General features: G+C 41.6%; 25 protein-coding genes and 1 pseudogene. 7 read left to right on the forward strand and 19 right to left on the reverse strand.

All coding sequences use genetic code 11. From position 1 onward, the window contains the following. The first annotated feature begins 6 nt into the window (after positions 1 to 6). Positions 7 to 825, forward strand: a complete 819-nt coding sequence (locus tag CE058_RS21215) for an MBL fold metallo-hydrolase (protein ID WP_286168109.1) — start codon at positions 7 to 9, stop codon at positions 823 to 825. A gap of 161 nt (positions 826 to 986) precedes the next feature. Here the strand turns inward: CE058_RS21215 and CE058_RS21220 are convergent, their stop codons facing one another. The 8 genes and pseudogenes from CE058_RS21220 to CE058_RS21255 form a co-directional block, all read right to left on the reverse strand. Further along, a complete protein-coding gene (locus CE058_RS21220; RefSeq protein WP_163144974.1) occupies positions 987 to 2,183 on the reverse strand; it encodes an FAD-dependent monooxygenase in 1,197 nt (398 codons plus the stop codon). 17 nt (positions 2,184 to 2,200) lie between these two features. Beyond that, positions 2,201 to 2,419: a hypothetical protein gene (locus CE058_RS21225; protein ID WP_163144975.1), complete on the reverse strand. Its 219-nt coding sequence runs from the start codon at positions 2,417 to 2,419 to the stop codon at positions 2,201 to 2,203. Positions 2,420 to 2,537: 118 nt separating this feature from the next. Then, positions 2,538 to 2,987 carry a GNAT family N-acetyltransferase gene (locus tag CE058_RS21230; protein ID WP_053071346.1) on the reverse strand — a complete coding sequence of 150 codons (450 nt, stop codon included), beginning with the start codon at positions 2,985 to 2,987 and terminating at the stop codon, positions 2,538 to 2,540. 130 nt (positions 2,988 to 3,117) lie between these two features. Continuing rightward, positions 3,118 to 3,837, reverse strand: a complete 720-nt coding sequence (locus CE058_RS21235) for a nucleotidyltransferase domain-containing protein (RefSeq protein ID WP_048009758.1) — start codon at positions 3,835 to 3,837, stop codon at positions 3,118 to 3,120. A 6-nt stretch (positions 3,838 to 3,843) separates the two neighbouring features. After that, positions 3,844 to 4,290: pseudogene (locus tag CE058_RS21240) on the reverse strand (GNAT family N-acetyltransferase); the annotation flags it as partial. A gap of 100 nt (positions 4,291 to 4,390) precedes the next feature. Next, a complete protein-coding gene (locus CE058_RS21245; protein ID WP_048009566.1) occupies positions 4,391 to 4,822 on the reverse strand; it encodes a cytidine deaminase in 432 nt (143 codons plus the stop codon). A gap of 385 nt (positions 4,823 to 5,207) precedes the next feature. After that, complete coding sequence (locus tag CE058_RS21250; RefSeq protein ID WP_048009759.1) at positions 5,208 to 6,191, reverse strand: ABC transporter permease; 984 nt, start codon at positions 6,189 to 6,191, stop codon at positions 5,208 to 5,210. A 7-nt stretch (positions 6,192 to 6,198) separates the two neighbouring features. After that, positions 6,199 to 7,125, reverse strand: coding sequence for an ABC transporter ATP-binding protein (locus tag CE058_RS21255; protein ID WP_163144976.1), 927 nt, complete (start codon positions 7,123 to 7,125; stop codon positions 6,199 to 6,201). A 107-nt stretch (positions 7,126 to 7,232) separates the two neighbouring features. On the opposite strand from CE058_RS21255, the gene CE058_RS21260 reads away from it, so the two are divergent. Next, positions 7,233 to 8,003, forward strand: coding sequence for a GDSL-type esterase/lipase family protein (locus tag CE058_RS21260; protein ID WP_163144977.1), 771 nt, complete (start codon positions 7,233 to 7,235; stop codon positions 8,001 to 8,003). A gap of 94 nt (positions 8,004 to 8,097) precedes the next feature. Here CE058_RS21260 and CE058_RS21265 read toward each other — a convergent pair whose 3' ends face one another. From CE058_RS21265 to CE058_RS21290, 6 genes are all read right to left on the reverse strand, one after another. Continuing rightward, positions 8,098 to 8,448: a YciI family protein gene (locus CE058_RS21265; RefSeq protein ID WP_048009569.1), complete on the reverse strand. Its 351-nt coding sequence runs from the start codon at positions 8,446 to 8,448 to the stop codon at positions 8,098 to 8,100. A gap of 124 nt (positions 8,449 to 8,572) precedes the next feature. Beyond that, entirely contained in the window at positions 8,573 to 9,787 is a 1,215-nt protein-coding gene (locus tag CE058_RS21270) for a TerD family protein (RefSeq protein ID WP_163144978.1), read from the reverse strand. A gap of 153 nt (positions 9,788 to 9,940) precedes the next feature. Further along, positions 9,941 to 10,561, reverse strand: a complete 621-nt coding sequence (locus CE058_RS21275; RefSeq protein WP_163144979.1) for a hypothetical protein — start codon at positions 10,559 to 10,561, stop codon at positions 9,941 to 9,943. Positions 10,562 to 10,648: 87 nt separating this feature from the next. After that, positions 10,649 to 10,885, reverse strand: a complete 237-nt coding sequence (locus CE058_RS21280) for a hypothetical protein (protein WP_163144980.1) — start codon at positions 10,883 to 10,885, stop codon at positions 10,649 to 10,651. A gap of 127 nt (positions 10,886 to 11,012) precedes the next feature. Further along, on the reverse strand, positions 11,013 to 11,666 hold the full coding sequence (locus CE058_RS21285) for an NAD(P)H-binding protein (RefSeq protein WP_163144981.1): 654 nt from the start codon (positions 11,664 to 11,666) through the stop codon (positions 11,013 to 11,015). Between the two features lie 73 nt (positions 11,667 to 11,739). Beyond that, positions 11,740 to 11,931 (reverse strand): hypothetical protein, encoded by a 192-nt coding sequence (locus CE058_RS21290; protein WP_163144982.1) that lies wholly within the window; start codon positions 11,929 to 11,931, stop codon positions 11,740 to 11,742. A gap of 377 nt (positions 11,932 to 12,308) precedes the next feature. On the opposite strand from CE058_RS21290, the gene CE058_RS21295 reads away from it, so the two are divergent. Beyond that, positions 12,309 to 12,797: a pyridoxamine 5'-phosphate oxidase family protein gene (locus CE058_RS21295; protein WP_048009575.1), complete on the forward strand. Its 489-nt coding sequence runs from the start codon at positions 12,309 to 12,311 to the stop codon at positions 12,795 to 12,797. A 65-nt stretch (positions 12,798 to 12,862) separates the two neighbouring features. Here the strand turns inward: CE058_RS21295 and CE058_RS21300 are convergent, their stop codons facing one another. The 5 genes from CE058_RS21300 to CE058_RS21315 form a co-directional block, all read right to left on the reverse strand. Beyond that, the gene (locus CE058_RS21300) at positions 12,863 to 14,008 is read right to left on the reverse strand and encodes an MFS transporter (protein WP_163144983.1); all 1,146 of its coding nucleotides are present in this window, start codon (positions 14,006 to 14,008) and stop codon (positions 12,863 to 12,865) included. Positions 14,009 to 14,244: 236 nt separating this feature from the next. Then, positions 14,245 to 14,391, reverse strand: a complete 147-nt coding sequence (locus CE058_RS24865) for a hypothetical protein (RefSeq protein ID WP_204260563.1) — start codon at positions 14,389 to 14,391, stop codon at positions 14,245 to 14,247. A gap of 165 nt (positions 14,392 to 14,556) precedes the next feature. Beyond that, positions 14,557 to 14,982: a VOC family protein gene (locus CE058_RS21305; protein ID WP_163144984.1), complete on the reverse strand. Its 426-nt coding sequence runs from the start codon at positions 14,980 to 14,982 to the stop codon at positions 14,557 to 14,559. 58 nt (positions 14,983 to 15,040) lie between these two features. Then, the gene (locus CE058_RS21310) at positions 15,041 to 15,262 is read right to left on the reverse strand and encodes a hypothetical protein (protein WP_265583462.1); all 222 of its coding nucleotides are present in this window, start codon (positions 15,260 to 15,262) and stop codon (positions 15,041 to 15,043) included. Between the two features lie 392 nt (positions 15,263 to 15,654). Further along, entirely contained in the window at positions 15,655 to 16,110 is a 456-nt protein-coding gene (locus CE058_RS21315; protein WP_353618156.1) for a GNAT family N-acetyltransferase, read from the reverse strand. Positions 16,111 to 16,785: 675 nt separating this feature from the next. Here CE058_RS21315 and CE058_RS21325 point away from each other — a divergent pair. The 4 genes from CE058_RS21325 to CE058_RS21340 all read left to right on the forward strand — a co-directional run bounded on the left by CE058_RS21325 (position 16,786) and on the right by CE058_RS21340 (position 21,209). Then, complete coding sequence (locus CE058_RS21325; protein WP_163144986.1) at positions 16,786 to 18,411, forward strand: ATP-binding protein; 1,626 nt, start codon at positions 16,786 to 16,788, stop codon at positions 18,409 to 18,411. After that, positions 18,404 to 19,099, forward strand: coding sequence for a response regulator (locus CE058_RS21330; protein WP_163144987.1), 696 nt, complete (start codon positions 18,404 to 18,406; stop codon positions 19,097 to 19,099). Before CE058_RS21325 ends, CE058_RS21330 begins: the two co-directional genes overlap by 8 nt. A gap of 235 nt (positions 19,100 to 19,334) precedes the next feature. After that, the gene (locus CE058_RS21335; RefSeq protein WP_163144988.1) at positions 19,335 to 20,657 is read left to right on the forward strand and encodes a CitMHS family transporter; all 1,323 of its coding nucleotides are present in this window, start codon (positions 19,335 to 19,337) and stop codon (positions 20,655 to 20,657) included. 81 nt (positions 20,658 to 20,738) lie between these two features. Beyond that, positions 20,739 to 21,209 carry a tRNA (cytidine(34)-2'-O)-methyltransferase gene (locus CE058_RS21340; protein WP_163144989.1) on the forward strand — a complete coding sequence of 157 codons (471 nt, stop codon included), beginning with the start codon at positions 20,739 to 20,741 and terminating at the stop codon, positions 21,207 to 21,209. Positions 21,210 to 21,415 lie beyond the last annotated feature (206 nt).

A 21,415-nucleotide genomic window follows, 5' to 3' on the forward strand; every position in this document is an offset into this window, starting at 1 on the left:
AATGTTTTGTTTGTTAAAAAGAAAGCATCAGCTGGAAAGAAAAACGGCGTTTCCTATCTGAATGGCCAAATAAAGTTTCAGGGTGTTTCCTTAAACGTGCACAGCTATTTAACGGACGGGGTCTTAATCGACACCGGGGCACAGTCTCTCCATAAATTTTTTGAACCGTTCATTGATGAAGCAGACATGGATCAGATTGTGATCACCCATTTTCATGAAGACCATTCCGGCTGTGCAGCATATGTTGAAAAAACGAAGAGACTCCCTATCTATTTAAACAAAACCTCCATTCCTTCCTGTGAAAAGAGGGCTGATTACCCCTTATACAGAAAGCTTTTTTGGGGCAATAGGAAGCCGTTTCGCGCCCAGGCGATGCCGGATTCCTTTTCCTCCCGAAAAGCACTATGGGATGTCATCGACACTCCCGGCCATGCTTTCGATCATAAAGCCTTTTTAAACCGGGAAACCGGCCAGCTGTTTACGGGGGATTTATTTGTCAGTGAGAAGACCAAGGTGACTTTAGCAGAAGAAAGCATTCCGGAAATTATCCGCTCCCTTGAACGCGTTCTAACCTATGACTTTGAAGATGTATTCTGCAGCCACGCAGGCTTTGTAGAAAATGGACGCGCAGCCCTTCAGCGAAAACTGGACTATTTGCTGTCCATCCAGGAAGAAGTAACCTCACTGTATAAAGAAGGGAATTCCGCTGACGCGATCTGCCAGAAGCTGTTCCCGAAAAAATACCCGATCGTGAAATTTTCACGCGGCGAATGGGATTCCCGGCATATTGTCACATCAATATTGGAAGAATACAGCATACGGTAAGCAGACTCGCCATGAAGAGGGGTTTCTATATGATTCTCTGATTCTATCCTCTTTTCACTTTCCTGGAAAGGTCCGGAACAGTTCGAGTCCATCATCAAAAGGGAGCTTCCTGACAAGACATTCGCTCCCTTTTCTGCGTAAAAACTTTATTAAAATCATTACTACAACCCCTCAAACCTCACTTCATACAGGTATTTCAACTGTTTTTCCAGAACCCAGGCCGGAATACGCGGGAATAGTGCATCTCGAAGAGCTACAGAAACACCGTTATTCAGCTGGGCCACCCTTCCAATCCTGTTTGACATTCTGGTAATTTGACTGGTCCGCCCTGTTCGTTCGTGTTCATATCTTTCCAACGCCTTTTCAATTGTGGAACTTCTTTTTAAATGACCTGCGAGGATGATTGCATCTTCAATAGACTGTCCGGCCCCTTGCCCCAAATTGGGTGTCATGGCATGAGCCGAGTCACCGAGCAAAATAATGTTCCCAAATACAAAGCGGCTGATTGGAGGGAGATCATATATATCATGGTGAAGCAATGGGGTATCAGACGTTTGCGCCAGTATGCCGGGGATTGGCTCGTGGTAGCTTTCAAATATCTTGGTCAAGTTCGATACAGTAAAGGCTCTTAATTGAGAATCCTTTGCTTTAGCATTAACGCAGGCAAACCAATAGATCCGGTTGTCCGGCAAAGGTACGATACCGAAGCGTCCTCCGCGGCCCCAGGTTTCTATAAATATTTTTGGATCATAATCCCTCAAGTTCGGTCCAGCCTGCACAACCGCCCTCCAACAGGTGTATCCCGAATACCGTGGTTTTGCATTCGGCATCAGTGTTTCACGTATGGTAGAGTGAATGCCATCCGCGGCGATCAGCAAATCCCCTTCCTCCATTGAACCGTCTTCAAACCATACTCTCACTCCGGAGGCATTTTGTTCAAAATGCCTGCAAGTCTTTCCAGTATGGACAATTTGAGTCTGACCTAAAGCACTCATTAGCAGCTCCAGGAGCTTTCCTCGCTCAATCGCAACATTATCAAGTCCATACTTGCGGCTGATTAAAGCTGTGTCCGTCCGCTGCAGTATTTTCCCTGCAGGTGTTAAGATGCGAAGTTCATCCAATGCCTTTCCTTCCTGAACAACCTGATCTCCCACACCAAGCTGCTGCAATGCACGGACAGCATTTGCGCCGATTCCTAGCCCGGCACCTGCGAAACGCACTTCATGCTTACTTTCAAAAACCTTCACTTCCATCCCGATTTTGCGAAGGGCAATGGCAGTGCTAAGCCCTCCGATGCCTGCACCTATGATGATTGCTTTCATCGTATCACCGCTTTCAAGTACATATAATCCAACCATTAAATTAATCTACTATTTTATTTATTTCTTACCTTATTTAATTCTGGAATATGTTTATAAATATCCGATACTTTATCTACAACCTTTAACTTCACTGCATCTCCGCCATTTCCCGTCATAGCAGTATTTATAAATCCATATATTAATCTCAGCAATGTTTTAGCATCTGCTTCTGTAAGATGGTTAACAGCATCTATCGTATTCTCAAACTCATTACTATCAGTAGTTTCTTTCAATGTCATCCCTCCTCATAAATAATTGGATTTTAATATCCTTCTTAAACAAACCTGCCCCTTTTATCGAATAAGAAAAAGCAATGCTTATTTGTGCATTGCCTGCTTTCCTTCTGGACTGTTAAATAATACTTAACTCTAAATATTCGTCAGCTTCCTTAAACCCAAACTTTTTATATACAGGTCTTCCCATATCTGATGCACCAAGCCAGATTCTTGATATACCAGATAATTTGACCTCTTCAACTAATTTTGATAATAGATTTTTTGCAATGCCTTGACCTCGGTAATTTTCGTTAGTGTACATATTTGCAATATATGCCTTTTTCCCAGTTTTATTGGTATAGCTAGGTGGGAAATCATAAAAAATTACTGCACCACAAGCTATAATTCCTTCTCCATCTTCTACAAGCCATTGGATAAGCCTGCTCTCACTTAACTTTTCTCTAAAGAAAACTGATAGTTCCTTATCAATATCAATACTTGGTTCTAACCCCTCATCAACTAATTGTTTTTTTCTTAGCTCAACCATTTTTTCAATATCGTTCAGGTTTGCTCTGCGATATTTCAACATCTAATCACTCCTAACGATGTATTGTATTCTTCATTCTCATTAATAAAACCTTCTGAAACAAACCTGCCTGATTCAGCAGCTGATCTTTAATAAAGCACCCTATTAGCTGGTTAAGCTGAAGAAGATATTAGCTTTTCCCCAAAGAAAACCCATCAAACAACTGTCCTCCGAAGGGTTGCAAGACAGAATAAACTAATTGTATAACTTGATTTTTGTTACCAGTCTTATAAAAAATATCAAAAGCCTCTACAAAATGATTTGCGAACTCTTCATCATAACTTTTCAATGAACGAATTACCCATTTTGATGCACCAATCCATTGACGGTTTGTTCTCAAAATAAATTCGCTTAATAAATCTGCAAGTGTATTAGCTATAAATATTTCTTCTGCTCTAATAGAACAACCTATAAAATCATCCAGTGCATCCGTAATAAAATATCGCTTTGTATTTATAGTTTCTACTGACCATTCTTCTGGACCTTGATTTAATATATCCATAGCCTCTTTTTTTATGGAATCAATTATTCCAACATCTTTTAGGACAATTCCTTCTGAAACCATCCTTGGCATTGAAGGTCTCGCTCTTTCATAATCCATTTCAAAAAATTCCTTATAAGTGGTTAAGTTATGTACAAACACCTCAATTGCCCACCCATATGCTATTAAGGACTCTCTGTAGGATGAATTAAGGTTATTATCGAAAATAACAATATCAAGGTCAGAAGTTTCTGTTGCTTCACCTCGAACAACACTACCTGCTAAGAGAGCTCCTTGACAATTCGGAAAATGCTCATTAATAAATTGATGTGCTGCTTCGAAAGGGGTTAACTTATTTATTTTCCTCATTGAAGATAGACTTAAATAATGTGTTGAATTTGGATAAATATTTTCCCTTAAAAACCCAAAGGAAGTATAAAATTTGTCTCCTTGTTCTGTATCTGTATGAAGTACTAATACCTTAAAGAAGTGTTTAGCATCGTTAATGATTTGGGTTAACAAAAGTCTTCCAAGACCATTTCTTCGATAATCCTTAGAAACATAAAACCTTCTCAGCCGTCCAACTTTTTCATCATTGGAAAACGGATCTATATTAAGCCCTCCAATAGCAATCAGTACACCTTTTTTGTTAAATAAACCATATAAAGATTCCCCAGGCTTATTGAAGTTATTAGTGCCATTTTTATAATCATTAACTAATCTTTCAAGAAACCGAAAACCCTCATTTTTGCTTTCCTTAACTAAATGGGTTAAATCAATATTAACCAAACTTTTTAATTGCTTCACTTTAAACTCTTCCATATCTTCCTCCGAAAAAGCTCTCATAATATAATTCTCCCAAGAAAATCTTCCTATATTTATACTGCAGCCGGTTCTCAAAGACGCCTTTGTTCAATTGAACTTACTCTATATCGCTTCTATATTTTTCAGGTAATAACTCCATTACATTACACTTTACCAATTCACTATTATAAGAAATGATGACATCAGTTTCTTTGCCGTAATCACTAATCAACTCTCGACACATCCCACAAGGAGCAACCACCCAGCATTTCTCTATATCCTCGTGCGGGTGAGGATGGGCCACTGCTACTATCGTTTCAAATTCGTGTTCACCTTCAGATATAGACTTGCCAATAGCCATTGCTTCACCACATACGGTTATTCTTCCAACATTCGCTTCAACGTGCACTGCTGAATATACATTGCCAATTGTTGTTCTGACTGCTGCACCAATGTGATGCCGTCCATACCTATAATTCTTTTCAATCACTTTTTCTGCTTCTTTTATCAATTCATAGTCTTTATCTTCCAAAGGTCTTACTTTTAACAAAAAAGTTCTCCCCCTTCTTGATCTTGTTATATCTTGTTCTTCAACATAACTGCCCCGTTCGTTAAGTAAGGAAAAGCCGCCAATGGGTACCTGATTGTTAAAGCAATGCTTCCATTAGTAATGTCTCTTAATGTCCAATAGAATGCAGGATCTGTCTCATGTTCACAAGTTCCAATGCTATCATTACACTGGATAAGGCAATTACAGCTAAACAAATTACTTTTAGATTATAAAGTTTATCGTTCAATGAAAATCTCCCCATCTTCTAAAATAACTAACCTGCCCCGGTTGTAAAAAAAAAGAAAGAGGCGATGGCTAAATAATCGCCTCGTGTTAACACATAATCAGTGAAACATTCCGTATAGCGGACTTGTCCACCAAGATCTCAATACATATCCTTCTGAGTAAAATTCCAAAACGCCACAGCCAGGCAGCCTGCCGTCCAAACTCCAAGCACGGTCAGTGAAAATGGCAGAGACATCCCTTCAATCGGCGGAGCCTGGCCTTCCAGGTAGTTAATCAGATCAAAGTTCAGGTTCACTAGGTATTTGGAGCTGGTCCAGCTTGAGCCGATGGAAGACAGCAGGGTGCCAGCGATTAACACAGCCATCATGGCCCCAATTCCCGTCGCTGTATTTTTCACCAGGACGGAGATCATCAGGCTTATTGTTCCAACGACCGCTGTTACCACCCATGCAAGCCCTGCTGACATCAGCAGATATTCCCACATCGGCAGGGTATGAATGTACTCTGTTGAAAACTCACCGGAAGCAGAAGCTTGAAAGCCTGTTAAAATAGGGGCGGTCCAGCCGTCATATCCGAGAACGATCCCTGAAACCCCATAACAGACGATCACCGTAACCGCCATCAGCATGGAGGTATACAGCAGCACCGTCAGCCATTTGGCCATCAGGATTCTCCACCGCTTAACCGGCCGGGACAGTAAAGTTTTGATCGTGCCATCATTGTATTCCCCACTCACAATATCCGCCATGATAATGATAATGAACAGGGGCAGGACAAGTGTGACTCCCTGCGATAAAAAGATGCGGATAAACGTAGGGGCTCCAGGATAGTTCGGATTGATATCGTTGTCCAGATAATACTGCTTTTGCTTCAGATCAAATTCGAGGAACTGTCTGAATTCGTCCTGGATTCCGCTCGATGCCAGCCGATTTTGCCGGTCGACAATTTCCTGCTGAAGCTCCACCCGCCAGTCCAGAGTGCCCTGCTTTTCGATTTTCTCCTGTATCTCCCGGTATTGGGCGTATGTAAACATCGACACCAGAATAACTAATATAACACCGACAACCGCGAGGCGTTTTTTGGAAGCGATCTTCATCACTTCATTGCGGATCAGGCCGATCATATTCGGATTAGACAATATGATCGCCTCCTGTCAAACTGATAAATAGATCCTCCAAGGTCTGCACTTTCCTTTCGATCGTCCATACCTCAATGCCCGCTTTCATTAAGGCTTCATTCAGGTTTGAGGTTTTGCTTTCATCCATCAGCGTATGTATCGTATGGTCATCGTACAGTTCTGCCGCCTGGACATGCGGGGATTCCTGTAAAATAGCAAGCGCACGGAAAGAATCACTGACTCTCCAGTCCACACCGGAGGACAGTGCACCAACCAGATCGCTCACACTGCCAACCTTTACGATTTCTCCATGGCTCATAATAGCCACTCGATCTGCCAGCAACTCGATTTCACTTAAAATATGGCTGGATACGAGAACCGAAAGACCCGTTTCATCGACCAGATTTCTGATAAATTGGCGAAGATCCTTGATTCCCATCGGGTCCAGTCCATTCGTGGGTTCATCCAGTATCAGCACATCCGGCCGGCCCAACAATGCCTGTGCGATTCCAAGCCGCTGCCGCATCCCTAAAGAATAGGTCCGCACCTGATCATCAATTCGCGCAGTCAGATCGACCAGATCAATGACCTCCTGTATCCGTTCTTCATCTACATCTGCCAGCATCCGGGCAAACATCTGCAGGTTTTCGCGGCCGCTTAAATATTTATACAGCTCCGGATTTTCGACGATGGAACCAAGGCGCTGCATCGCCTGAACGAATTCCTTTCTCACATCGAATCCGCAGATGTGAATCTTTCCTGATGTTGGCTTAATGAGCCCGACAATCATCCTGATCGTAGTGGTTTTCCCGGCGCCATTCGGACCGAGGAATCCAAAGACTTCGCCTGGATAAATGTCAAATGATATATTATTAATAATCGTTTTCTTTCCAATGATTTTCGTTACATTTTCTAATTGTACTGTTGGTTTTACACTCATAGCTTCACCCCTGTTCTATTCTAACTAAATTTTCGAACATTAACTCTTTTGAATACTCCATTTGAGAAAAAAGTTGATACAATCAAATTAGAAGGAGAGGTCAAAACATGAAAAAATGGATGTGGCCGTTATTTTTAACCCTATCCCTTGCCCTGACAGTTCTGTTTGGATATGGACTTGCCAGTGCCTATATGGATGTTACCAGCCCGCCCCGAGGAAAAATTTTAGAGAAAACAGAAGATAAACCTGCCACACCTGGCGATGCCTATTTCGCCCTTGGAGATTCATTAACAAGGGGTGTCGGTTCCTCAAAAGGAGAAGGTTTTGTCTCCTTGGCTGGAAATGAACTGAAAGAAAAGAAGATGGTTGATCGCTTTCAAAACCTTGGGGTGCGCGGTGCCAGAATTGAGGATTTGCTGACACAGCTGGAACAAAAGGAAGTCAGGAGGGCCCTTAAAGAAGCCAAAATAATCTCCATCACCATTGGTGGCAACAACCTTTTTAACAGCGGGGAGATCCTGGAGAAATATTCAGAGGAAACCGCATTGGGCATCGTGAACACCGAAATTCCGAATCTGGAGAAGACATTCAAAAGCATTCGCGAAACCAATCCGAATGCCGTCATCGTTTACATGGGCCTTTATAATCCTTTCAAGCAATCGCCCAATGGGGATTCATTTGATTCCGTCATCCAAAAATGGAATGAATCTGCCCGGACATTAGGCTTGAAATACAGAGTTCAAATAGCAGATACTTTCAATCTGGTCACAGATGCCAAACGCGATCTTTCCAGTGACATCTTCCATCCAAATGATGCCACTTATCAGGAGATGGCTGAAAGCCTGTCACTTGTCATTGAAAAAAATATCGTTGAATAACCAAAAGGTGAATCTGCAGCAGATTGTGCGGATTCACCCTTTACTTCTAAATTAATAGTAGAAGAGTACACCAGATCCCGGAAAGCTCCAGCGCCTAAAACACTTGCCGCAGCTCAATCTCGCCTTCCCCATGTCCTTGCGGGTCCGGCATCCGCATGGCCCACTCGATTGCTTCTTCCCTCGAATTCACATCAATCAGAATGAACCCGGCAGTCAGTTCTTTCGATTCTGTAAATGGGCCTTCCGTAACCACAGGCCTTTCCCCTGGTCTCGGATAGGAAATCCGAATTCCGTTTGAACTTGGATGAAGTCCTTTAGCCATAACCCGCACGCCCGCCTTAACTAATTCTTCATTGTACTTCGTCATGGCTTCCATGAGCTCAGGGCTTGGGAGCTTTCCGGCTTCGGAATTCTTTGAGGCTTTGACAATCAGCATAAACAGCATAACTATTTCCTCCTGTTCAGAGGCAAATCCCCTGATTGACCTCTTTTTTAAAACGAACCGTCAACTTCAATATCCGCACATTGCTAAATCTAAAAATGTGAGTTCTTTGCTATAAATCTATTCTTCACAAATCTCTAATATCCGGTTTATTGGATTGTACCCGGTTGATATTCAGAACCTTTGGATCTGTTGCATCTGTATTGTCTATTTTACAGATAATGCACCATCTGCCTTTTACTTTTGAAGTTAACGGAACTTCTATATCATCTCCGTTGCCGGTTTTGACGAGGACGCGGCCATCGTATCTGGCAAAGTTCTCCCCTTTGGAGATGAAGCCGAGAAACCGGAAGATATTCGTGGCAATGATGACTGAGTCCAAATCCTTCAGTGTTTTGATTGTCAGGTTTTCAGCATTGTTTCCAGACGTGTTCCCGACACCGGAGTCTCGATCAAGCTTAATAAATGGAGAGGCATGGAACCCGCCCTTATTGCCAAAGAAAATATGTCCAAACTGCCCTGTTTTGGTTTTATAAAAAGCGTGCAGATCCAAATCTACACCCTTTGTCCATTTGAGCCTGACTTTAACATTTTCAATTTTGGCAGCCTTTCTGAGTGAAACCCCTTCTCCGGGCTTATCCAATGTGATTTTTCCAAGCTTAATCGGCTGCTGCTGAGCAGCTGGCTCGGGCACAATAGGCGGTTCGGGTTTTACTGCAGTCTCTTGTAAAATAGGACTTTCTATTTCAAGCGCAGGTGCCGCCTCAAAAGCGCCGCTCTCCTGCTCTTCTTCCACTTCAATGCCAAAATGATTGCATAGTGCAGCAAGTCCGCCGGAAAAACCGCCGGTATTGGCTGAAAACTTCCAATCTCCATTTCTATTATATAATTCACCCAATACTAAAGTGTTTTCAATTGTAAAAGACCCCAGCTTATATGTAAGCAGTTCTTCCCCTGTTGCTGCATTGCTGAATAAAATAGAAGCATTGTTCATTTCTGAGAAAGTCTGATTTTTTTTATCACCTTCATAGATGGTCAGTGTAAAAACAAGCTTTTCGATAGAAGATGTTATTAAAGGCAAATTAATGTGAAATAATTCTGAGCTTCTCCCCGTCTCGGCCACCACAGAATGCTGTACAGATTGATCTGTTGAAACACTATTCCCATAAAAAATCATGGAGGAATCATCTGGGCAATGTCCATTTTGATCAGCCATGAATACAGCTGCATCTATATCATAAGAATCAGGACTTTCCCAGCTGATCCGGATAGCAAGCTGCGATAAGTCTGGCCTTGTTTTTGTTATATCAATACGGGACCCTTTTTGAATGTCGGCTGTCATATTTTCTGCTCCTTTATTACCTGTTTACTGATATGATAGCTCATTCGACCAATAATTTCCATATTAAACAAGGTATTAAGCGGATTTGCTTGATCCCCTGCCGTTACATGGTTTGTCATCATTTAACTCCCTTTCTTTTTGCCTCTCACTTCCCTACTGATCTCCCTTTTCCACCAGCTTGATTTCATCAATTCTCCACTTTTCCTCTCTGTCAAATCGTCCTGGCGCCATAACCATAACAAATTGATAATCCTGTTTAATATCCTCTGCCGTATGATAGGTAAGGAAAATTTTATCATTTTCAATTCTGAACGCTTTAAGGTCAAGGACAGCATTTGGCACCCATTCAAATCCTTTTTCAAAGAAGAATCCGCAAGGACAGTTTCCTTCACTATCAATTGTGTAGGATCCCGCCCCGTCTTTTTGGGCAATAAACCTGTTCGCCCCCTCAAAGGTTTGTACGGCCTTGTAGGTGTCAACCTCCCTTACAGCAGCAGCAAATTCCTTATATTCTAAAGTTGACCGCAAAGATTCAATTTTCTTCTCCAATTCCGAAAGACTTTCTTCTAAATCCTTATTTTCCTTTCTTGCCTCATCCAGCATTTTAGATTCAGTTTCATATTCATTTTTGAAACTCGCTGCTTCTTCAGCTAGCCGATCCTTTTCCGTCCGCAGTTCCTCAGCCTCATTTGAATTAGTTAAGCCATCCATGATAGCCAAAACGGCAATGATCAATAGAATAAGAAAAGCATATGTTTTATAGTTTTTTATCATAACTTCCCCTCCCATCCCAGCCTGAAGTTCCACCAGCTGTGCTGCCCATAACATGCAAAAGAAGCCATTCCGATCGGAACCGCTTTTCTACCATTTATTATTCCACTTATTCCTGTTATTTTGATATTCGCCCCTGAAAATATAATCGGCACTTTTATCTGTGCTCCATTGGGCCAAAAACGTGGAAATTGTCATAAATATCCCGCCAACAAGAAAACCGGCCATATAATAGCCCATAAAAAATAAAACAAAGGAACCTACAAGCGTTAGAATCATGACCGTAAGCAGCCAATTTATAACTTGCTCTTTTGTTTCATGCTTCATCTTATCCCGCCTTATCGGAAAGTAGAGTTATATTTATTTTCTAAATATTACCTCTATTTTAACATAATTTCCCTTTCGGGCAGCATAAAAAATAACCTTGACCTCTTCGATCAAAGTTATCAGGTTCTTACTCAAACTTCCCGGCACATTCCCGAATCGCTTCACCTTCAAGCGTAAAAATGCCGCTTCTTGGCGGTTTCACAAATTTGATCATGGCTTGAGCCAATATTTCTGTCGGCAGCGGTTCCTGAGAACGAAGCAGTCCGAATTGATTAAAAAACTGTACGGCTTTCATTCCGGCAACCTCCATGGTTCTATCACTATTTTTTCGTACCAGCACAGGCGGCTTAAAGATTGTCACGCCAGGAAACCCTAAATCCTTTACTGATTCTTCCAGCTGCCCCTTCAACCTTGGATAAAATAAGGGAGAATTAGGCGACGAGCCCCCTGAAGATACCAAAACATAATGACTGACATGGTTTTCTCTGGCTATTTTGGCAAACTGGTATTGGTAGTCGTAATCGATTTTCCATTGCGCTTCTTTACTTCCCGCAGCTTTTAAGGTCGTTCCCAAACAAGAAAACAAGACATCGCCTTTCACTGAATCCTTCCATTGTTCAAATTGATCAAAGTCAATCACATGAACCTTTAATTTCTCATGCTGGATAGGAAGATCCCGCCTGACAAAAACATCTATCTGATGAAAGTACTCTTCTTCCAGCAGCAAATCCAGCAAGTCCTTGCCTGTTGCTCCCGTTGCTCCTATTATTAATACGTGCATTTTCTTCTCCTTATATTCTGGATAGTTTCTTTTATTATATATCACGTTCTTTTAAAAAGAGGGCATAGAAGACTTATTTGTCATTATCTAAGTCACGATCAAGAAAGGAATCCTTATCCTTTTTAATCCCGTATTTATTTTCAAGAAACTGACCAGCAACAGACTTGTTAATGCCATCCCTGACTGCTGCAGAAATGACGATATACAGAATAAATAGCCCAATAACCCAAAGAAGGATAGAAAATAATAAGGAACCGAAACCCACCTGTAATTCCTCCAAACTTTTAAGTATGTATGTACTACTAGTTATTTGACTTCCTTGCTCGATTAACCTGCCCCTATACGTTAAAAAGAATAAAAATAGCGGCTGATCACAGATCATTCTGTCCCCTATTCGAACCTGTTTGGCCGCTTGTTTCCATCAGTCTTTGTCCTAAAGCCTCAACATTTTTTTTAAAACTCGTTTACACGAATGGTTAACAAAACGCCTGTTTAAAATAAATGTATTCCCAATTTTTATCCCCCAGAACGAAATGAGCATCTTAGACATCCCGCCCTTAAAAAGTTTGATTGGGATATACCTGAATAAAAGCTTGTTTAAAGGGTAATATAACTCTATAAAACTTTTACGAGGTGATGGAAATGTCTAATATGATCAATCAAGAAGAAATAGAAACACTGCGAGAGTTAATCAAAGACATTGACACGGCCATGCTGACCACGGTTACGGAGGAAGGACTTGTGTCCCGTCCAATGAAAACACAAGAAGTAGAATTTGATGGTGACTTATGGTTTTTCACGAAAAAAGAGACTGCAAAGTATGAGGAAATTCTTCATGATCAAGATGTTAATGTGGCTTATGCAGGCAAATCCTATGTTTCCGTCCGCGGAAGAGCGGAAATCGTTGAGGATTTAGAAAAGAAAAAAGAATTGTGGAGCAAGGCATATGAAGAAATTATGCAGACATCTTATGATGATCCTAACGTTGTCCTTATAAAGGTAAAAGCGGAAGCAGCCGAATATTGGGAGACTGGCAATTTCACGAAAAAAGCAGCTTTTCTCTTTAAACGCATGACAGGGCAAAACTCTAAATCGACAGATATTAACGAAACAGTAGAAATGAATAAATAAAGCAGAAATGGATTGTCTGAATGACAATCCATTTTTGTTTGGTCAGATGAGGTCATTTGGACGAATTATGACCACTCCGCTTTATTGCGAGAGTAGTATTTTCTCCACAAATGAACAACACAGCACATCACCAGTATGGATTGAATGGCCCATACACTATGAGGTAATGAAATGACATCTGCAAGCAGTGGCGCACCTCCAAATCCTGCTAAAAATCCGCCTCTTACTGCAAGCGTGTTAAGACCAAACAAGCGGCCGCGAACACGTTCGTCACTGCGCTGAAGAAGCGTATAGTGACACACCTGCACCATTGCTTCTGCAGCCCCTGCAAGCAATAGGATAAGAAACGTGACGGGCGCAAGCTCATACATGAATGCGATCGATACGAACACTGCAAACAAAAGCAGACTGACAATATAGCGTTTCTCGTTTACAAACTGTTTCTTTAGAATCAATGAACATAGAAATGAGCCTGCTGCGACAGTTGACCACATCAAACCATTATATAAGTCCCCATGTTCCTTGACAGAAGCCAAAAGCGGAAGAGCATATTGATAAGAAGCAGCTGCAAGCGGGTAAACAAATCCAATCGCCAGTAAAAATCGATAAATCCCTGATTGCAAGACGTGACTGACAGTAAGCTTCGGCTGATCGGTCTGCATCGGGTTCGTTTGTTCCTTCCAGTGAACCTTTAACAAAATCAAAGCGGACCCAAGATAGATCGCACTGTCAAACATTATTAAATATTTATAGGAAGAAAAAGCTGAAATTAAGCCTCCAGCGGCAAAGCCAATGATACTCATTATTGCTCCAAGGCGAACCAGAAGCGTATTAATTTCTGATATGTGCTCTTCCCCAAACATCGATGGGATCGATGACCGAAAACTGACATCAAAAAATGTATATGTGATGCCAAGAAAAAAAGCAATCCCCACAATAAACACTGGATGTTCAATGAAAATCAAACTGGACAGAGCGAATCCGCTTGCAAGTTCTGAAAGTATCATCGTTCGGCGCCTTGAATAACGGTCGGCCACAACACCCGCCAGGTAACTGACCAAAATTCCGCCAATTTGTCTGCCTAAATAAAAGAGCATCAAATACAATTCAGGATGTTCACTTATTAACAATGCGCTCGTCAAACCGATGAATTGCATGCGTGAACTAAAATCAGAAAATGCTTTCGCATATAAATAATAGATTGGTTTCATGATCGCAGCCTCCAAAAAGTACGGCGGCTAAAAGAAGTGTACGTCCCCCTTATTAAGGGCGTACACTGATGATTGTATGCATAATCATACCTCCTAAAAAAGTCATAAATCAAAAAAAGAGCGGAAGGGACGCGCTTCCATTGCCCGCCTGAAATTCCCTTTTATTATAGGGTGAATTTACTGAAAAGTATAGACAATCATGCACCTTGTCCCAGCCCATTTTGGTTTCTTTTACCTTAGGAATCAGGAGCCGAGTTTTCCGTTTCATCATCCGCACTTCCATTTTTAAGGATCTCATTAATTTCGCCAACATCCCCTTTGGCATTAATGATTTCAAATATCTGATTCAGTCCATCACTAGTTTCCTGATCTTTGTCTTTCATTAGAATCCCTCCTGTACTGTTCATTAATAAATAGGTTTTTCCAACTGCCCCTCTTATATCCAGAGCCGACACGTTTTTTTTAACACACAACCAGAATATATAGAAGCAGCTCCCAGACTTTCCCGCATTGAAAAGGCGATGCTAAAAAAAGCATCGCCCCCACTTTTAAATATTCTCGGAAATAAGATATTTCTCTTTGAAGGCTGGACTTAATTCACTCCACACATCAAATTTATTGCCGTCTAAATCATAAAAGACAAAATTCCTTCCAGAGTGTCCTCGGTCTTCGATCTCTCCAACTTTAATTCCACTTTGCTTAAAGTCTTTATGTATGGCTTCTAAGGCACTTAATCCATTAACTTCAAATGTAAGTGAAAATCGCTCATTGCCGTAAATATCAAAGAAATTGGCGCTTTGATCCTCCTTAGATTTCACAAGAAAAATACTCTGATTGGCAAAATTTAAAATTGCTTTGTCCCCATCTTTGTAGCTTAACTCTGCTCCTAATTTATTTACATACCACTCAGAGGAAAGCTCTACATTTGTTACTGGTATATAGGTTGTACCTACTCGTAATAATTTCTCGCTCATTTTCGTCATCTCCTCATATATTATTTGCAATAAATGCGATTGGAGCACCCAGATTCATTCATTTCTCGCCCTGCAATTTCTGTTTAAAATCCGTCCTGGCACGCCTTATATCAAAAAAACCGATTGCTCCACAAAGCAAAACACCTAAGCCCAAAACACCTGTAAGAATCCAATTCTTACCCCAGCTGCTGATTAAACTTAATAAACAACTAAATGCGATAACAATTGCTCCATATTTCGCACGCCATTTATCCAATATTGAATGGTTTTTATTACTCAAAATCACTCAACTCCATTTGGGAACTGCTTGCCCTGTACTGTTTGCTAAGCAGCAAGCATTTTAATATGAACCTTAGAGCAATGAATCAAGAAACCCTATAAAGAAGACTGACAGGATAAAAACGGGTATGGAGATAAATATTTTATTTCTCAGTCTAATAGCGTCGAACTGTCTATATAACTTGCTTATAACGATAAAAATAATGATAAGGACAGGCACACTGATACATATGGCTATAAAATCAACCCTGGTAAATGGCCTGCTGATATACTGATCAAAACGGATGTTTAATACAAAAAGTGCTGAAAATAAAAAGAATTGGCAAAGACAAAATTTAATATATTGCATGGATGATTCTCCTATTTTGCATGACTGCCTCTGTTCTTATGAGTTCATTCCTGTCCACTTAAAGTATCAATTGTATCCCAGCCGTAAACAAGTTCATTAAGTTTCTTTCCTGCAATCTCAACTTCAATCTTATCAATGACCTTACCGCCCATGGCCTCATAAAATAGCGTGGAATTATTATCCGCTAAAACAAAAACGAGCATGGTGTTCATCCCTGATTTCCCCAATTCCTTAGTTACAGATTGAACAAGAGCCTTACCTATTCCTTGCCCTTGAAATTCTTTCAAAATATAGATGGAAGTGAGTTCTCCCTGGAATTCTTTGTACTCCCCACTTCTTTCCTTGCCGCCAGATGAAAAACCAACAATCTGTCCTTCATCATTTTCTGCCACAAAGACAATCCCCTTTGGAATAATATGAATCCATAACTCTTCACGGCTTTGATATGATAAATTCTCTAAGAATTCTTCTGGGATATATTTTTGTATGTAGTTCTCCAGCTGTCAACGTGTACCTTAGCAATTCCGCCTGCATCTGATAATTTAGCTGCCCTAATCTTCATTTAACACCCCTTTTCCGTTGTACAATAAAAACAATGAGTATGACATAGGATTACAGCAAATCATTATTAGCATTACACCTTAACCTGCCGGCGGAATAACCTCTGAAATAAGCAGAATAAACAGCACTAATCCAATGGAGAAAAAAATGATGGAGGATGTGAAGACAGGTCCTCTCCTAAACACAAACGCTTCCCTTTTTTGTATGAAACCTGTTTGAGCGCTCGCCTGTGAAGAACTGAAATCAGAAATGACTCCCCCGCTGCTTGAAAAGTAAAAGCTAAGACCAGCAAAAGCCATTCCAGTAAAAAACATGACCTCAATGAACCTTACAGAGAATGTGGAAGCAACGAAAAGCGTTACACCCACTTCAGCCAAAAAAGCCAGAAGCAAAATAATAAAATATTTAGCCCGTATGATTTTTCCCTCCTTTACATTTAGTTTCTAACATATAGTTTAACATATTTTTACAAAAATTACTCTATTCTGAAAAAAGAGAACAAGCGGGCAATACACCAAATTTTGAATGGCACATCCTGTGATTAAACTTTACCTTGCCGAATGGAATTGCCTCCTTTAATCTAGTAGTAAATAAAATTGCCAGAGGTGGCCAAAGTGTCGAAACTTTTTAAATTAAAACGGCCGGGGCTTTTCGGGCAAATGGTTCTGCTTGTTCTTACTGTACTAATACTTTGCATACTGTTAATAATTATTTCTTTTTCCTCCATCATTGATCAAATGATTGAGAGAACCACTGGACAGCAGGCACTGACCGTTGCCGAATTGGTCGCTGAAAACAATTCCATTATCGATGCGTTTGATGCAGAACATCCGGCACAGCTTATACAGCCGATTGCCGAGAAACTTAGAGAGCGGACAGGTGCAGATTATATTGTAATAGCGAACGAGGATGGCATCCGTTATTCTCATCCTTACCCGGATCAAATAGGGAAAGAGACAGAAACAAGCAACAAAGCTCCGCTCTCTGGAGATTCTGTTATTTTCATAGGAAATGGCGTCTTAGGAGAAGCAGTTAAAGCGAAAACACCCATTTATGATGAGGCAGGTACTATTATCGGTGTTTCTTCCGTTGGCTTCTTAACGAATGAAGTAGAAAGTAGAATCTTTGTTTATCAGCTGCGGGTAGCAGCATTCGGCGGACTTGCCCTTCTGATTGGCATACCAGGCGCTTTTTATATTGCCAGACGAGTCAAAAGGCTAATATTTAATTTAGAGCCCGAGGAGATTTCCCATGCCTTTTCTGAAAAACAGGCTATTCTGGAGTCGATTGGGGACGCCACTCTTGCCATTAGCCCTGCGCTCCAAATTTTATCAGCCAATAAAAAAGCGCGTGATATTCTGGGGGATCATGCAGAAGGTACACTGACAGAGCCTCACTTGAAAGCGCTTATCAGAACGGCATTACAGAATCCGAACCGATTAATCCAGGAACAAGCGCTCATCAAGAACTCGATATATATTGTAGACATTTCGCCCATCTTAGCTGAAGAAACGGAAATATCAGGTATAGTGCTGACTATCCGCCCCTTCTCTGAAGTAGAAGATCTGGCGAATGAACTTATTGAGATCCGGCAGCACGCGAACCATATTCGGGCACAGACCCATGAATATTTAAATAAATTGAATACATTAAACGGGCTCCTGCTACTGGAGCGTTACGAAGAGGCTAAGGCATTTATGAAGATGGAGGTGCAGGAACTGCAGCAGACTGTCACCTTTTTAATGTCCACCATTAAAGATCCTTTAATTGTTGCCGTTCTTCTTGGGAAAGTGAACCGGGCCAAAGAAATGAAAGTCTCGATCACCTTTGATGAAAACAGCCAATGGCTGGACTTCCCTGATACCATTCAAAGTGAACATGTCGTTACTGTAATTGGCAATTTGATTGATAATGCTCTTGAAGCATCTTCTGAATGGAAAGGAAAGAACGCCGCTGTCCACTTGTCCTTTACAGACTATGGAGACGAGCTTGTTATGGATATTGAAGACAATGGCAAAGGCATGACCTCCGAAGAAGAAGCCTACTTTTTCACCGAAGGAGCCACAACTAAAAACCACCCGCAGCATGGCCTGGGCCTGACAATCATGCAGCATGCGCTAAGCCAGCTTGGCGGGGAATGGTACCGTACAAACCGGTTAGAAGGAACATGTATGACCATCGCCATTCCAAAAAACAATCCTGAACACACAACCGCGGAGGAGAGAGAAAATCATGACTAACCCATCAATTGGGGTGCTTATCGTTGAGGATGACCCTGTCGCTTCGTCTGTATATGAACAGCTTATCCAAAAAAGGCAGGATTTCACTGTCATAGGGAAAGCACAAACAGCTTCTGAAACGATTCAATTGCTAAACGTGATTACACCTGACTTGATCTTGCTCGATGTTCACCTGCCGGACGCCAATGGCATTGATTTGCTGTTTCAGATCAAACACAACCATCGCCATATCGATATCATCATGATAACAGCTTCAAATGATGCTAAAACCGTAAGAGATGCTATGCGCGGGGGAGCATATAGCTATCTGCTTAAGCCTATAATGGTTGAAAGCTTTTTTTCAACTTTTGAAGAATACAGCCAAACAAGACACACCTGGCAAGCCAATGCTCATATTAAACAAGATCAAATACAGCGGCTCTTTCAAAAAAGTCCCCCTGCTGCGGAGACAAAGCACGAGGCTGAAGCTTTGCCAAAAGGCATCGACAAACATACACTGAGAAAAGTTACACAAGCAATGGAAGCAGCATCCACAAGCCTGAATGCTGAAGAAGTAGGAATGCAAATTGGCGCAAGCCACTCCACGGCAAGGCGCTATTTAGAGTACCTGGTTTCTATTGACCTTGTGGAAGTGGATATAGTCTATGGCAGTGTAGGCCGCCCCGAACGCCGATACAAACAACTCTAGCAAGCCCAACTATAAAGGGCTTGCTTTTTTTCTAAAAACAGAACTCCTGCCTCCCATATCCCCGCTTTAAGGATCACCGGTAACCCCGTAAGTCTTCACTCTAGTTTCATAAAAAATATGAAAATTATGAAATTATTATGTTTTATTCAACTTAAACAACTAATCTAGCCTTTGAGGAGCACCCCTGATAAAGTGAGTCAAAAGGAAGCGCTTACAAATAATTAGGAGGGGTTTTATGCTCGCATTGCTGGGATATTGTATGGTTGCTGTTTTTATGGCTTTAATTATGACGAAACGAATGTCTGCCCTACTGGCATTAATTATTGTGCCGATCATATTTGCTTTAATTGGCGGGTTCTATACTGGGATTGGAGATATGATGCTTGAAGGGATTAAGCAGGTTGCTCCTACAGGCGTGATGCTTGTATTTGCTATCCTCTATTTCGGAATTATGATTGATGCTGGCTTGTTTGAACCAATTGTGAATACGATTTTGCGGATTGTTAAGGGGGACCCGCTAAAGATTGCCCTTGGAACTGTTGCTCTCGCGTCGCTGGTCGCTCTGGACGGAGATGGAACAACAACGTTCATTATTACTGTTACAGCCATGCTGCCTCTATATAAAAAGCTGAATATGAATTTATATATGCTGGCAACGCTCGCCCTTCTCTCCATCGGCGTTATGAACATGACACCCTGGGGCGGACCGACGGCCAGAGTCATCAGCTCATTGCAGCTTACAACCGAGGAAGTATTCCTTCCGCTTATTCCAGTAATGGCAGCCGGAATTCTTTTTGCTTTCCTTGCTGCCTGGTACTTTGGCATTAAGGAACGGAAACGAATCGGAATCCGCCAAATGGATGATTCAGCTATCAGGGAGCTGCAGGCTGCAGAGGAACAGGTAGCTGCCGCTGCCAGCAGAGAATCGTTTACGGAGCTGCAGCGTCCAAAGCTAATTTGGGTAAATGCAGGACTGACCATTGCCCTTCTGGTTGCCTTAATCGCCGGATTGCTGCCGCTCCCTGTACTCTTTATGCTAGGCTTTGCGATTGCTGCGATGATTAATTACCCAGACCTGGTACAGCAAAAAGAACGTGTTGCCTCGCATGCTGGAAATGTACTGGCAGTTGTCGCCTTAGTCTTTGCTTCTGGTATTTTCACAGGAATCATGAACGGAACTGAAATGGTGGATGCAATGGCGACAGCGCTTGTTCAAGTCATTCCGGAACAACTAGGATCACAGCTGCCATTAATTACAGCGATCACAAGCATGCCATTTACGTATTTCATGGCGAACGACCCCTATTATTATGGAATTATCCCGATCATAGGGGAAACGGCTGCGAGCTACAATATTCCTATGGCTGAAATTGCCCGTGCATCAGTGCTCGGCCAGCCTGCTCACGTGCTAAGCCCGCTCTATGCCGCAGGGTACCTGCTAGTCGGAATGATCGGCATTGACTATGGCCAAAATCAGCGCTTTGCATTAAAATGGGCGGTTGCCTCTTCACTATTTATGATTATTGCTGCCATTGCATTTGGCGTTATTTCGATTTAATATGAATACTGCTGTTTTTCACCTCGCAGCTGATCCTATGCTATAATTTGAAGGGTAGAATAAACATAGAGGTGACAACCCTTGGCCATACATGTCGTACTATATCAGCCGGATATTCCGGCCAACACCGGAAATATTGCCCTGACTTGTGCTGGAACAGATACAGCTCTGCATTTAATCCGGCCGCTTGGCTTTTCAACAGAGCCGGAAATGATCAAACGGGCAGGCTTTGATTTCTGGGACTCTGTGAACATATCGTATTATGATTCCATGGATGAATTTTTCTCTAAAAACCAGGGCGAGTTTTACTATATTGAAACCTTTGGTGAACAGGCTCATTCATCCTTTGATTTCAGTGATGTCTCAAAGGAGCACTATTTTATGTTTGGAAAAGAAACCACAGGCTTGCCAAAAGACTTGCTTGAAGAAAATAAAGATCACTTCTTAAGAATCCCTATGAATGGCAATGTCCGATCACTCAACCTTTCGAGCACAGCTGCGATATTGGTATACGAGGCATTGCGCCAGCAGGGATTCCCGAATATGAGATAAACCATCTTCTGCGCTGGAAGATGGTTTATCTTTGCCCTCTTATAAATGAAATTAAATTATTTATCTGTTTTAGAAAGACTGCCTGTCTTTCTTATTCCTGGCAATAAGAACAGCTAAAAATATAAACCTGACCCTATTAAATTCCTTATGATGTTTCTTGCCTTACCAAACTCATCAATGGTAAAACCAATCAAAAAACTACCCAA

Origin of the sequence: Bacillus sp. 22-7 (assembly GCF_010628845.1) — a bacterium.
GTDB lineage: Bacteria > Bacillota > Bacilli > Bacillales > Cytobacillaceae > Cytobacillus > Cytobacillus firmus_B.

What these genes read in the sequence shown, in the direction of transcription:
- CE058_RS21250 (WP_048009759.1), bottom strand. Translation starts at nt 6,191, where the DNA reads ATGATCGGCCTGATCCGCAATGAAGTGATGAAGATCGCTTCCAAAAAA.
- CE058_RS21255 (WP_163144976.1), bottom strand. Translation starts at nt 7,125, where the DNA reads ATGAGTGTAAAACCAACAGTACAATTAGAAAATGTAACGAAAATCATT.
- CE058_RS21285 (WP_163144981.1), bottom strand. Translation starts at nt 11,666, where the DNA reads ATGCACGTATTAATAATAGGAGCAACGGGAGCAACAGGCAAGGACTTG.
- CE058_RS21280 (WP_163144980.1), bottom strand. Translation starts at nt 10,885, where the DNA reads ATGAAGCATGAAACAAAAGAGCAAGTTATAAATTGGCTGCTTACGGTC.
- CE058_RS21305 (WP_163144984.1), bottom strand. Translation starts at nt 14,982, where the DNA reads ATGAGCGAGAAATTATTACGAGTAGGTACAACCTATATACCAGTAACA.
- CE058_RS21235 (WP_048009758.1), bottom strand. Translation starts at nt 3,837, where the DNA reads ATGAGGAAAATAAATAAGTTAACCCCTTTCGAAGCAGCACATCAATTT.
- CE058_RS21295 (WP_048009575.1), top strand. Translation starts at nt 12,309, where the DNA reads ATGTCTAATATGATCAATCAAGAAGAAATAGAAACACTGCGAGAGTTA.
- CE058_RS21270 (WP_163144978.1), bottom strand. Translation starts at nt 9,787, where the DNA reads ATGACAGCCGACATTCAAAAAGGGTCCCGTATTGATATAACAAAAACA.
- CE058_RS21260 (WP_163144977.1), top strand. Translation starts at nt 7,233, where the DNA reads ATGAAAAAATGGATGTGGCCGTTATTTTTAACCCTATCCCTTGCCCTG.
- CE058_RS24865 (WP_204260563.1), bottom strand. Translation starts at nt 14,391, where the DNA reads ATGAAAGACAAAGATCAGGAAACTAGTGATGGACTGAATCAGATATTT.
- CE058_RS21300 (WP_163144983.1), bottom strand. Translation starts at nt 14,008, where the DNA reads ATGAAACCAATCTATTATTTATATGCGAAAGCATTTTCTGATTTTAGT.
- CE058_RS21275 (WP_163144979.1), bottom strand. Translation starts at nt 10,561, where the DNA reads ATGATAAAAAACTATAAAACATATGCTTTTCTTATTCTATTGATCATT.
- CE058_RS21265 (WP_048009569.1), bottom strand. Translation starts at nt 8,448, where the DNA reads ATGCTGTTTATGCTGATTGTCAAAGCCTCAAAGAATTCCGAAGCCGGA.
- CE058_RS21330 (WP_163144987.1), top strand. Translation starts at nt 18,404, where the DNA reads ATGACTAACCCATCAATTGGGGTGCTTATCGTTGAGGATGACCCTGTC.
- CE058_RS21220 (WP_163144974.1), bottom strand. Translation starts at nt 2,183, where the DNA reads ATGGTTGGATTATATGTACTTGAAAGCGGTGATACGATGAAAGCAATC.
- CE058_RS21335 (WP_163144988.1), top strand. Translation starts at nt 19,335, where the DNA reads ATGCTCGCATTGCTGGGATATTGTATGGTTGCTGTTTTTATGGCTTTA.